Origin of the sequence: Mesorhizobium sp. BR1-1-6, assembly GCF_020165355.1 — a bacterium.
In the GTDB taxonomy this organism is placed as follows: domain Bacteria; phylum Pseudomonadota; class Alphaproteobacteria; order Rhizobiales; family Rhizobiaceae; genus Mesorhizobium.
The window spans coordinates 950,103-962,214 of the sequence record NZ_JAIUHZ010000001.1; the positions used below are offsets into that span (position 1 = coordinate 950,103).

Consider the following 12,112-nt stretch of genomic DNA (forward strand, 5'->3'; position numbering starts at 1 on the left):
GCAAAATCCCCTTACGCAGGACAATCGGTTCCCCGCCATAACGGTGCGAAACCCCTTAAGGTTCCCGTCGAAAAATACCGACAATTAAGCAGGTTAACCAATCACCAGGTCGGCCGCCCGGCGCCGCGCCAGCACGCGTTCGATGTTGGGCATGTCGTTGGAGGCGATCCAGGCGCGCGCATCCTCCTCGGAGCGGCCATGTTCGTGCCAGCGCTCCATCAGCCGGCGCTCGAGTTCGTTGCGCGGCACCTCGACGAAGATGGAGAAATCGAACAGTGGCGCCAGCCGCGACCACGGCTCCTCGTCGAGCAGCAGATAATTGCCCTCGACCAGGATGAATTTGGTCTCCGCGCCGATGATCGCGGCCGCGGCGCGCGACAGTTCCATGGTGCGGTCGAACACCGGGATGGCGATGTCGGGCTCTCCCGCCCGGATGCGCTTCAGAAGCGTCTCGAAGCCGCCGAAGTCGAACGTATCCGGCGCCCCCTTTCGCGTGCGCAGCCCGCGCCGGTTGAGGACGACGTCGTCATAGTGGAAGCCGTCCATCGGCACGACCTCCACGGCGCCTTCCGGCAACAGATCGTGCAGGCTCGCCGACAATGTCGACTTGCCGGCCCCCGGGGGCCCGGCAATGGCGACGACGAAGCGCTTTGCCTTGCCGGCGCGCTTGAAGATGGTGGCCGCGAGATGGGCGATTTCGGACATGGCGGCCTCGCTTGCCCCTGATGGTTGGAGCGACCGTTATTCTGGCCGCACTCGGCGGAAATTTCAAACCGGCATTTTGGGTAAGGTGCGGTGGTCAAGTGTCGAAAAGCCGACGTTCGAAGCATCCACTCAACCAGCCGCAGCCTGCCCGATGCGCAGGAAACCGCTGTCGAACGGCACCTCCCGCGCCGAGCCTCCGCCCAAGAGCCGCATGCGGCCCTCCGCCGTGGTGACCTCTTGCGGCGGCTCGCCGCCCGCCAGCGGCAGTGCGCCGATGACATGGCGGAAGGAGACGCTGGCGCCTTCGCCGAGCGCGAACGCCGTCGCCACGCCTTCGCGCGTCAGCCAGTTGTCGCCGATCGAGGCGGCATGGCCTATCGCCGTGCGCCCGTCCTCGATGCCGAGCACGCCCAGATGCCGGCCGCTCCAGGGCGCGTAGTCGCGGCCGCCATTGCTGAACCACAGCATGGTGACCGGCAGCTCCGCCGGGTTCTTCAGCACCAGAATTAAGTCGTCCTCGGCCCGGCGCGCCAGGGCCGTCCAGCCCGGCCCGCCATGATCGGCCTCGACCAGCGTGACAAAATCCTCGCGCCAGTCATCCATGCGGTAATCCGTCAGGTCGAGCGTGCCGCCGTCGGCGGCGGGAAAATGGCCGAGATCGCTGGTGCGCCCGGGATAGGCGAGCAGGAAGCGGCCGCGCTTGGGATCGGGCTCCAGCGGATCGGCGGGCGAGGCCGCGAAGCGTTTTGGCGAAAAGGCCAGCCGGCCGCCATCCGTCATCGCCGTCATCGGATGATGGGCGACCGAGATCGCGCCGTGGCCGCCGGAAAACACATGTTCCTGATAAAGGAAGGCATGGCCGTCGCGCAGCGTCAGGATCTTGTCGACGGTCGCGCCCATGACCTTGCGGCGCAGCCGGAAAACGGCTCGCCAGCCGCCGTCCACGGCGCTGCTCTGGGTGACGTCCCAGGCGCTGTTGGCCGGCCAGCCATGCAGCGGCGCTTCCTCGACGTCGCTGCGCGAAAACGGCGCGCACAGGAAATCGCCGGACAGTCGCACCGTGCCCTCGGGCAAGTCGGCCGGCAGCGTGTCGCGTGGCGCGCCGACCCAGGGCGCGCGGTGCAGCGGCCGCAATTGGCGCCCGCCATTCTCGATCACCATGTCGGCGACATGGCCGACCGTGGTGTCCAGCGAAACCGAAATGCCGCGTGCCTTGAGGGTGACCGTATCCATAGCGCTCTCATCGAATCCCGAAGGCGCAACAAGAACCGTTCGCCACCGGTTGCGCAAGCGTCGCGACCGGCATTTTGCATCACCTTGGAACGCAAGCTTGCGAAAGCAGACAAAGCTGGGGCTACCGCTATTAACCAAATGGACGCAGCCGGCGGGTTACGTTAGCTTCGCCGCATCTCAGCAACAGCCCAGCCAGAACAGACCTGTCCTTGTCCCCCTTGCGTCGCCTTCCGCTCGTCCAGAGACTTTTCGTCGCCCTTGGCCTGTTGCTGATGGCTGCGGGCTGCTCGACCACGACACCGCCGGACTCTGTGCTCGCCGTGCCGGCGCCGCCGCAGAAATACGCCGCCATCGTCGTCGATATCAGGAGCGGCAAGCAGCTGTTCGAGGTCAATTCGAGGGCGCCGCGCTATCCGGCCTCGCTGACCAAGATGATGACGCTCTACCTCCTGTTCGAGGCGATGGAGAGCGGCCGCGTCTCCAAGGAAACGCAGATCCCGGTCTCCGACCACGCCGCCTCGCAGCCGCCGACCAAGATGCGCTTCCGGCGCGGGGAAACGATCGACGTCGATTCCGCCATCCGCGCCATCGTCGTCAAGTCGGCCAATGACGTGGCGGTGGCGGTGGGCGAATATCTCGGCGGCTCGGAGGACGAGTTCGCCGCCATGATGACGTCGAAGGCGCGCCAGCTTGGCATGACCAGCACCATTTTCCGCAACGCCTCGGGCCTGCCCGACGACGGCCAGGTCACCAGCGCGCGCGACATGGCGGTGCTCGGCATGGCGCTGCACCAGCGCTTCCCCCAGCATTTCCACTATTTTTCCGAGAGCGACTTCATGTTCCGCGGCCGGCTGGTGCGCGGCCACAACGACATGCTCGGCCGCGTGCGCGGCGTGAACGGCATCAAGACCGGCTATATCAGGGCCTCCGGCTTCAACATCGTCACCTCCTACGAAGCCGACGGCCGCCAACTGATCGTGGTGGTGATGGGCGCCGACAGCGCCCGCCAGCGCAACGACCATGTCGAGGCGCTGATCCAGCGCAACCTATCGCCGGCGGTTGCCGACGCCCCGACCAGGGTGATGTACGCCGAACAGCAGTGAGCGGGCGAGCTTCGGGCTGCCTCGCTTCGGACCAGCTTGCTCAACTATCGAAGTCAGTGCCGCCCCTCATCGCCCTGCCGGGCACTTCTCCCCGTATAGTGACGGGGAGAAGAGGCTGACCGCAACCTCGGCACCCTTTTGCAGCGTTGGTGATGGGCGAAACCGGCGATAACAGCCCCTCTCCCCGTTCTACGGGGAGAGATGTCCGGCAGGACAGTGAAGGGGCGGCGCAGTCGCTCGAAAGCGGGCGATGGCGTCGACTTGACCCGATAGGAATTTTTTCTTGACAGGGTGAAGGCAACTGTGCTACTATTCTCGCTATGGTGCTGATTTGCGCCAGCCACCCGCCGCAAGGCGGGTTTTTTGTGCCGTCGCCCAGGCGCCGGCCAATCACTTCGTCATCCACGGGCGGAGCAAGGAGCGTAGCGACGCGGCGCGAGGATCCATGCCGCGACTCGGCAAGCGCCGCAACGGTTCGCAATTCTGCTCCACTGAGGCCAATGTCATGGAATGGATCCAGGCTCCGCGACGGAGCTTCGCCCCCGTTATGGTTCCCCAGGGGGTTGATGACGATTTCATGGAGCCGCCGCCAACCTCGAATGTCTCTCGACCAGGCGAGCCCCGAAAGGCGGCCCGCTGCCCCTTCCTGTCACGCAATCGTCCGCAAGGCGTGGCATAGGCATGCCAAATCGCCGCGATGCTGGCTAAGCATCGCCGCATCGGTCTATCGTCTTCCACCACAGCAGGAGCCCGCATCATGAGCACCCTCCCCAAGGCGTCCGAGCAGCAGGCGGACAATGACAGCGGCGGCGAATATTTCGAGGCGCCGACCACGGGGGAGGACCTGCACGGGGCTTCGGACGAGCATTTCGACACGCCGGAGGTGCCGGACTCCGAGCCGGCCTTGCCCGGCGCTTCGCGGGCCAAGCCCAAGAAAAGACCGTCGGCGATCTCGGGCCGCAAATTCCGCAAGCGCGACCTGGTGCGCATCGACGATCTGCGCCCGAGCCTGGCCGACCGCATCCGCTCCGACCATCCCGACCTGCCGCATGGCGCCCGCATCAGCCGCGAGGAGCTCGGCCGCTACCGCATGCGCTACATGGAGGAGCTGCTCCAGCAGGAGCACGGCGAATTCTCCGAGCTCGACCGCCAGGTGGTGGAATCGATCGCCAGGCAGGACACGATTTCGGAAAACTCGGAAGAGGAGTTCGAGGAGCACCGCTCGTTCGCCGACCGCGTCTCCGACAACATGGCGGCCTTCGGCGGCAGCTGGTGGTTCCTGATCTCGTTCGCCGGCGTGCTCCTGGTGTGGATCGCCATCAACCTGTTCGAGGGCTTGAATCGCGCCTTCGATCCCTACCCCTTCATCCTGCTCAACCTGCTGCTCTCCTGCATCGCCGCCATCCAGGCGCCCATCATCATGATGAGCCAGAAGCGCCAGGAGGTGAAAGACCGCCTGCGCTCCTTCAACGACTACCGCGTCAACCTCAAGGCCGAGCTCGAAGTGCGCCACCTGCACGAAAAGCTCGACTACCTCATCTCGCGCCAATGGACGCGCCTGGCCGAAATGCAGCAGATGCAACTCGACGCCATGCACGAGCTGACCGGCGCGAAGAAGGCGAAGAGGGCGGTGCGGAGGAGGCGGGCGGTGAAGGGTGAGCCGGCGGGGTGAAGGAACGCACAGCAGGCATGATCGGAAGAAACGCGACCGCCATTGCAGACACACACAAAGCTCGCCTCTGGCAAGCTTGGGGTCCTCTCCGCCACAAAGTGGGTCCGAAGGACGGGCGAGACCCCGTGGCTCGCCCCGGCAAGGTGGCGCGGCGAAGCCGAGACGGAGAGGGAGCGCCGCACGCGACAGGCTCCCGCCTGCGAGGCTCTTTGGAAACCGCCAATCCCCAATTGCCCGTTGAAGCCCGCGCCCGCTTCCGCTAAGAAGCCGTGACTTGCCGGTTCACCCGGTTCGTTTTCCGGCCCGCCGGGAAGCACCCGTAGCTCAGCTGGATAGAGCGCTGCCCTCCGAAGGCAGAGGTCACAGGTTCGAATCCTGTCGGGTGCGCCAACTCACAAGGGGTCCGTTCCGGACACATAGGTTACGGTTTATACCGGAGACATGGGTGACACTTTTGGCCCGAAGGGCTTTGGAGTGGTTCGAGCCTACGCGCCCAACCCTCCGATATCCTAAACCCACCCAGCCGCCTCAAAGAACCCAGGCACATCATCCAGCCCCCGCGCCACCGCGTCCGGCTCATAATCCGCCGGCGGGCGTCGTCCCGTCCCGCGATCGACCCAGACCGCGCGGAAGTGGAGGTCGCGTGCGGCGGTCAGGTCGAGGTGCGGGCTGGCGCAGATGTGGACCAGCTCGTCCCTGGTCACGCCAAGGGTGCGCCAGGCGTGTTCGAAGATCTGCCGCGACGGCTTGTAGGCCTGCGCCTGTTGCGCCGTGATGACCCGGTCGATGGCGCCGCCAAGCTGCGCGACATTGCCGGCGATGATGGCGTCGTCGGTGTTGGAGATGATCGCCAGCTTGAAGCCGGCTTGCTTCAGCTTTTGCAGCGTCGCGACGACCTCCGGGAAGGGCGGCATGCGGCCGATCGAGGATGTCAGCAGTTCGGCGTCGCCGGCTTCCGCTTCCAGCGAAAAATCCCGCATCGCCAGATGCAGCGCCTTGGCCGTCACCTCGGCGAAGGAGAGGTGCGGCCTGGTATGCTCGAGCTGGTGTTCGTGCCGGTCGTAGACCGGGATGAATGTCTCGGCCTCGATCCTGCGGCCCTTGCGCGACAGGATCGTCTCCATCGCGGCCATCAGCCCTTCATCCCATTGGATCAGCGTGCCGTAGCAGTCGAAAGTAAGCCAGGTCGGGCGCGGTCCGCTCAGTGCCATTCGGGAATCCTTTGCGAAAGACGTCGGAAGCCCGAGGGACATTAGACCACTGCTCGCTTTTATCCAGATGCAGGGTTCCCCGCGTTGGAGGGCCACCTCTCGGCCGTGGAGATCATCTTTGCCGTGTCCAGGCATCGCTGGCATCGGAGGCCGCGATTGCGCCGGAAGCAGGCCAACGACGCCTATGCACTTGCCGTCAGGGTGGAAATCTGGTCGGTGTCGTAGCGGTTCCGCAGCGCGGCGAGCGCCTTCGGATCCGGGGAGCCTTTTGCGGCAAGCCTCGCAAGTTCCTCGAAATAGTGCTCGTGCCCGGGCGGCGAGACGGTCATCAGCACGCGGGCCGGTTTTTCGCCGACATTGGTGATGTTGTGCTGCACGCCGGGCGGAATGAACAGGAAGGTGCCGGGGGTCGCCCGGATTACCTGCGCGCCGACGTGCCAGACGCATTCGCCCTCAAGCACATAGAAGGTTTCTTCCTGCACGCGATGGACATGCAGGCCGGTGGCGAAGCCGGCCGGTATGGTCCAGTCGAACATGCTCGTGTGTCTGGTATCCGCGCCGGTGACGAGGAACACCATCGGCTGGCCACGCAGCATGACCCCCTTGGTCTCGTCGGGCATGCGGATGACAGGTGCGGCGCTCATTTGATCCTCCATCGGTTCGCTGCTTTTTCCCGCAGCCACCGGCACAGGATGCCTCTACCCGGCCGGCCAGTCGTGAAGCCGTTGCGAAATCATTGCGAAAAGATTGCAAACGGTATCTCCTTCGGGAATGGCAACAAGCCTCGCCTTTGGCCCCTTTCGCATCGACGGCGAAGCCGGGATCCTGTTCCACGGCGACCAGCCGACGCCGCTCGGCCAACGGGCCGTCGCGCTGCTGGCGCTGCTTGTCGAACGCACGGGCAAGCCGGTTCCCAAGCAGGCGCTGATCGACGCCGCATGGCCCGGGCAAGCGATCGAGGACAGCAATCTGACGGTGCAGATCGCGGCGGCCAGGCGCATGCTGGAGAGCGCGGCCGGCGGCGGAAGCTGGATCGAGACGCTGCCGCGGCACGGCTACCGCTATGTCGGGCCCGAGGTCGCGATCGGTGGTCTGGGCCCCGAGGCGGCAACGCTCACCTGGCCCGGCAAGCCTTCGATCGCGGTTCTGCCGTTCTCGAACCTCAGCGGTGATCCGGAGCAGGACTATTTCGCCGACGGCATCGTCGACGACATCGTCACCGGCCTGGCGCGCATCAACTGGCTGTTCGTCATCGCGCGCAACTCCTCCTTCACCTATAAGGGGCGCGCGGTGGACGTGAAGCAGGTCGGCCGCGAGCTCGGCGTCCACTATGTGCTGGAAGGCAGCGTGCGCAGGGCCGGCGGCAGCGTGCGCGTCACCGGCCAGATGATCGACACCTCGACTGGCGCCCACATATGGGCCGAGCGCTTCGACCGCGCCTCCGCCGATATTTTCGCGCTGCAGGATGAGATCGCGCTGGCGGCCGTCGGCGCGATCGCGCCCAGCCTGCGGCGCGTCGAGATCGAAAGGGTGAGGCGCAAGCGACCTGACAGTCTCGATGCCTACGATCTCGTGCTGCGCGCCCAGCCGGACGTGGATTCCGGCATGCCCGAACGGGTGACGCAGGCGCTTGTGCTGCTCGAACGCGCCATCGAACTCGAGCCGACCTATGCGCTTGCCCACGGCAATGCCGCCATGTGCCACCATTGCCTGTTCCTTCGCGCCGGCCTGCAGGAAGCCGATCGCGAGGCTTCGGTACGCCATGCCCGGCTGGCCATCCTGCACGGACAGGACGACGCGGCCGCGCTTACCCTTGCGGGGTTTTCGATCGGCATGGATGGACATGACCGCAAGGCCGCCTTCACCGCCCTGGAAGCCGCGCTTGCCGTCAGCCCGTCATCCGCCCTGACCTACATTCTGGGCAGCGTCATCCTCGGCTGGAGCGGCGAAGCGGAGCAGGCCATCGCGTGGAGCGAGCGCGGGATGCGGCTCAGCCCCTTCGACCCCTGGGCCTTCGCCGCCTTCGACGCGCAGGCGATGAGCCATCTGCTGCGCGGCCGCTATGACGAGGCCTGCCGTGCCGCATACAGGTCGGTGCAGGCCAATCCCGCCCACAGCATCACCTATGTGCAACTGGCCGCCGCCTTGGCCAAGCTCGGCCGGCTGGACGAGGCGATGGCGGCAGCGGCGCGGGTGCGTGAGCTGCATCCGACGTTTCGCTACGGTCGGCAGTTCGCGGCCGTGCACTGTGCCCCGGCGCTCGCGCAATGCCTCGGCGAGGCGCTGCAGGCCGCCGGTCTGCCGCAGTAGCGCCGGCGCGTCTTCATGGAGACCGGCCTGGGCGGCAGATGGCGGATGGGCGGTTCTTCGGCGCCCTTACCGCACCACGCCCCTGCAAGCCCAGGCAACATTCGCGAACGACCGCGCGCCATCCGGCCGGCCGGCCTCATAGGCATCGCGGACGGCGGCCTCGCTGCGCGTCCGCTCGGCTGGGTCGAGCGTCATCATGTATTTGCCGAGCGGGCCTTCGCCGGCCGCTATCGGCGCCCAATAGTCGTCGAAGTCGCGGTAGTCCATGCGGATCATCAGCTCGGTTTCGGTCACGTCGGCCAGGTCCTGCTCGACAAAAGTCCGCTTCATTTCGCCCGGCTGCATCATCGGCTGGAAGCAATAGCGGCTGCGCATCTGGCGTCCGCCTTCGCTGAGCGCGGCCACCGTGTCGATCATCATGCGCATGCCGGGCATGCCGCCGAGATGATCCCACACGACGGCCGCCACCACGCCGCCCGGCCGCACCACGCGGCGCATCTCGCCCACCGCCTTGCCGGCCTCCGGCACGAAGTGGAGCACGAGCAGCGCCAGCGCGCGGTCGAAACCATCGTCGGCGAACGGCAAGGCGGTGGCGTCGGCTTGCTGGATCTCGATGCGCGGGTCGGTGTTGCGCCGCTTCGCCGCCTCGACGAAGACGGGCGAAAAGTCGATTGCCGCGATCGCCGCGAGCTCGGCGGATTTGGCCAGCTCGAATGTCAGGCTGCCGGTGCCGCAGCCGACGTCGAGGATCTTTTCGCCGCGGGCAAGCCCGGCGAAGTCGATGAATTTGGGCGCGAGCTTGCGGCTCCAGCGGCCCATGAGCTGCTCATATCCGCTGGCGTCATGAACGGTGAAACTTGATGTCATCTCGCTCTCCCTGCGCTGAAGAGGCGAGGCTAGGGCAATTCCGGGAAAGGTGTGAGGCGGTTTTCCGTCCGCGGTCGCGCGACCTGCCTTCGACGAATGGCTAGTGCCTGGGCGTGGGCTCCGCGCGGTTTAGCCCTCACTGGCGGGTCAACATCGCCCAACTCCGCCTTTCGGTGGGTGCCTGAAGGTCACTTCAACCGTACGATTCCCGGCCCGCCGGATCCGCGCCTCGCCAGCCCGTTTGGCATCCTGGCGCAACGGGCTGGCCGAACGCCCGGCTTCAGGGCCGCACGGCGGTCACTTCGATTTCGACCAGGAAGCCGGGACCGGCGAGGCCCGCGACCTGCACCACCGAACGCGTCGGCAGGTTCGGCTGGTCCTTGGTGCCGAAAAACTTCGTGTATCCTTTCATGAAGCCAGCAAAATCCATCTTGCCGCCCTTGGCGGGATCGCCGACCAGGAAGACCTGCATCTTGACGACGTCGCCCATCTTCAGGCCGAGATCGGCCAGCGTCTTGTCGATCGACTTCAGCACCGAGCCGGTCTGGGCCTCGGTGTCGCCATAGGCGGCGACCGTCGCCTTGTCGGCCTTCTCGTCGATGACCGACGGCACGGCGCCGCTGAGATAGACCGTGGTCTTGCCGGCCGGCACCTCGACGGCGCGCAGGATCGGAAAATCCGAATTCGGAATCTTGTGGCGAACGACGTCGTCGGCCACGGCCGCGCCGGCCGCCAGCATTCCCGCCGCCAGCACGGCGGCCCCAATCCATGATTTCCCGATCGATGGTTTCATGACCCGTTTCCTTCCATTCGAGAGGGCGGCGAGCGCCGGAATGCCCGCCGCGCGGTTTGCGTTGCCGCATGTGCGGGCGACATCCGCCACTCAGCGGACATCCTTCACGTCCTGCGCCGTCACGGCATCCTTGTAGTCGTTGCCGAAATGCGTCCTGACATAGTTGACCACGGCCGCGACCTGGTCGTCGCTCATCATCTGCCCCACCGGCGGCATGCCGTTTTGCCCGTGCAGGACGAGGCTTACGGGATAGCCGCCGGTCTCCAGGTTCTTGTTCTTGGCCAGCGCCGGATAGTGGCCGGCGCCGACCGCGCCTTGCCCCTTGTCCAGGTGGCAGGCGGCGCAGACATTGGCATAGAGCGCCGCGCCGTCCTTTTCGGTGAAAGTATCGCCCTGGCTGAACGTGACACCGGCCGAATCGGCGAACGCGCCGGGGGCCGTGAACGCCATGGCGACGGCCATGGCGGCGATGAGACCGCTGGGTCTTTTGAAGGAGCTGCTCATGATGGGATGCCTCGCGGGATACGGGGTGAACGAAGGGATCGGCATGGCCTCATCCCTGCATGACGCGCTGGTGCAGGCGGGTGATGGCGTTGAGCGAGGACAGGATCGCGCCCTCCTGCCAGGCGGGAATGTAGGAGGCATGCTCGCCGGCCAGCACGATGCGGCCGTCGATCTGGCACAGATTGTCGTAATGCTCCTTGCGTGCCTCCTCGGTCCAGTCGCCCGCGCAGCCAAGCGTGAAGGGCGAGCGGTGCCATGCCCAGGAAACGCCGGTCTCGAACTCCTGCTTGTATTGCGGGTGAAGCTGCGCGCCGTATTCCACCGCCTTCTGCACGCGCTCCTGCGGGGTCATGGCGGTGAATTCGTAGGAGTTCGGTCCGTTCCATGTGTAGCAGCCGAGCAGCACGCCCTTGCCGCCGGCGTTGAAGCCGGTGCTGGGGTAGGAGATCTGCGAAATGGGCAAGTTGGTGTAGCTGACGCCGCCGAAGATCGATTCGTCCTCCTCCCAGAAACGGCGCTTCATCTGCAGGCCGACCTTGACCGAGGACGCATAGGGCACCGCCCCGATCGCCGCCTGCATGGCGCCGCCGACCTGGATTTCGATCTGGCTAAGGATGGTGAGCGGAATGGTGCACACGCACCAGTCGGCGCTGGCTTCCTGGGCGGTTCCGGGGTTTTTCGCGTCCTCATAGGTCACCGTCACGCCCTTGTCGTTCTGGGCGATCTTGGTGACCTTGGCATTGTAGGTGATGAGGTCGCCGACCTGCTTGGCGAAGGCTTCGCCGATCCTGCCCATGCCGCCGACCGGCTGGAACATGGTGGTCTGGAATTCGTAGAGCGAGAAGTTGGCGAGGCTGCCCCACAGGCGCGAATTCAATACGTCGGACGCGCCGATGACCTGACCCGCCACCGGCTCGGCGCCGATGCCGCCGCCCGGCTCCTTCTCGTAGCCGCGGAATTCGGCGGTCGCGAGGCTGGATTTGTAGCTGTAGTCCTTGTCCAGCGCGCCCCAGGACTGCAGCGCCTCGAGCAGCACCTCCTGGTCCTCCTTGGAGACGAGCCCTTCCAGTTGGCCTTTCTTGGCCACCTTGGCCAGCAGCTCCGACGTGTGGCCCTTGAAGTCGGTCTGGATCTCGCGCACCCGCTTAGGCTTGCCGCCGAAGGCCTCCGTCGAGTGCAGCAGGGCGTTGTGGTTGGTCTGCTGGAACGGCTCCAGCGTCACCCCGAGCCTCCGGCAGTAGGCCAACAGCCCGTTGTGATGGTAAGGGATGCGCCAGGGGCCGGGATTGAGGTAGAGCCCCTCGTCGAACTCGCATTTCTGCGTGTAGCCGCCAAGTTCGGTAACGGTGTCGCCGCCGCGTATCGTCCAGTTGCGGCCGCCGGCGCGGGCATTGTATTCGAGGATCTTCACCTTGTAGCCGGCCTGGCGCAGTTCCAGGGCCGCCAGCATGCCGGCCAGGCCGGCGCCCAGGACGAGCACCGAAGCGCCCTTCGGGTCGCCTTCGAGCTTGATCGGTCCCTTGTAATCGGACTCTGCCGCCAGCCCCATGCTGGTCATGGCCTGGTACATTGCGGCGCTGCCCGCCGTAATGCCGATCATTTTGAGAAGGTCGCGCCGGCGCATGCCGGCAAGGGATTGTTCGAGCTGCATGTTCGTCTCCTCGATCAGCGGCACGCCGCGATCCGCCGCCTGTTGCCCCCGCAAGCTCGAGGC

11 protein-coding genes and 1 tRNA gene are annotated in these 12,112 nt (G+C 65.9%); 4 read left to right on the top strand and 8 right to left on the bottom strand.

Annotated elements, in window-relative coordinates; translation table 11 throughout:
* Nucleotides 1-93: 93 nt before the first annotated feature.
* Entirely contained in the window at nt 94-705 is a 612-nt protein-coding gene (locus LB545_RS04665) for a nucleoside triphosphate hydrolase (RefSeq protein WP_140655359.1), read from the bottom strand.
* Between the two features lie 129 nt (nt 706-834).
* Nucleotides 835-1,938 carry a hypothetical protein gene (locus LB545_RS04670; protein WP_224704517.1) on the bottom strand — a complete coding sequence of 368 codons (1,104 nt, stop codon included), beginning with the start codon at nt 1,936-1,938 and terminating at the stop codon, nt 835-837.
* A gap of 272 nt (nt 1,939-2,210) precedes the next feature.
* On the opposite strand from LB545_RS04670, the gene LB545_RS04675 reads away from it, so the two are divergent.
* The 3 genes from LB545_RS04675 to LB545_RS04685 all read left to right on the top strand — a co-directional run bounded on the left by LB545_RS04675 (nt 2,211) and on the right by LB545_RS04685 (nt 5,103).
* A complete protein-coding gene (locus LB545_RS04675) occupies nt 2,211-3,041 on the top strand; it encodes a D-alanyl-D-alanine carboxypeptidase family protein (RefSeq protein ID WP_224704518.1) in 831 nt (276 codons plus the stop codon).
* A 757-nt stretch (nt 3,042-3,798) separates the two neighbouring features.
* On the top strand, nt 3,799-4,713 hold the full coding sequence (locus tag LB545_RS04680) for a DUF1003 domain-containing protein (protein ID WP_224704519.1): 915 nt from the start codon (nt 3,799-3,801) through the stop codon (nt 4,711-4,713).
* Between the two features lie 313 nt (nt 4,714-5,026).
* Nucleotides 5,027-5,103: transfer RNA gene (locus LB545_RS04685), tRNA-Arg, on the top strand.
* 119 nt (nt 5,104-5,222) lie between these two features.
* On the opposite strand, the gene LB545_RS04690 is transcribed toward LB545_RS04685, so the two are convergent.
* Both LB545_RS04690 and LB545_RS04695 read right to left on the bottom strand, forming a co-directional pair.
* Nucleotides 5,223-5,924, bottom strand: a complete 702-nt coding sequence (locus LB545_RS04690) for a haloacid dehalogenase type II (RefSeq protein WP_224704520.1) — start codon at nt 5,922-5,924, stop codon at nt 5,223-5,225.
* A gap of 182 nt (nt 5,925-6,106) precedes the next feature.
* Complete coding sequence (locus tag LB545_RS04695; RefSeq protein WP_224704522.1) at nt 6,107-6,568, bottom strand: cupin domain-containing protein; 462 nt, start codon at nt 6,566-6,568, stop codon at nt 6,107-6,109.
* Nucleotides 6,569-6,695: 127 nt separating this feature from the next.
* On the opposite strand from LB545_RS04695, the gene LB545_RS04700 reads away from it, so the two are divergent.
* Complete coding sequence (locus LB545_RS04700) at nt 6,696-8,234, top strand: winged helix-turn-helix domain-containing protein (RefSeq protein ID WP_224704524.1); 1,539 nt, start codon at nt 6,696-6,698, stop codon at nt 8,232-8,234.
* A gap of 66 nt (nt 8,235-8,300) precedes the next feature.
* On the opposite strand, the gene LB545_RS04705 is transcribed toward LB545_RS04700, so the two are convergent.
* The 4 genes from LB545_RS04705 to LB545_RS04720 form a co-directional block, all read right to left on the bottom strand.
* The gene (locus LB545_RS04705) at nt 8,301-9,101 is read right to left on the bottom strand and encodes a class I SAM-dependent methyltransferase (protein ID WP_140582923.1); all 801 of its coding nucleotides are present in this window, start codon (nt 9,099-9,101) and stop codon (nt 8,301-8,303) included.
* 280 nt (nt 9,102-9,381) lie between these two features.
* Complete coding sequence (locus tag LB545_RS04710) at nt 9,382-9,894, bottom strand: RidA family protein (RefSeq protein WP_140517715.1); 513 nt, start codon at nt 9,892-9,894, stop codon at nt 9,382-9,384.
* Nucleotides 9,895-9,984: 90 nt separating this feature from the next.
* Nucleotides 9,985-10,398, bottom strand: coding sequence for a c-type cytochrome (locus LB545_RS04715; RefSeq protein ID WP_140554582.1), 414 nt, complete (start codon nt 10,396-10,398; stop codon nt 9,985-9,987).
* A gap of 49 nt (nt 10,399-10,447) precedes the next feature.
* The gene (locus LB545_RS04720; protein WP_224519155.1) at nt 10,448-12,049 is read right to left on the bottom strand and encodes a flavin monoamine oxidase family protein; all 1,602 of its coding nucleotides are present in this window, start codon (nt 12,047-12,049) and stop codon (nt 10,448-10,450) included.
* Nucleotides 12,050-12,112 lie beyond the last annotated feature (63 nt).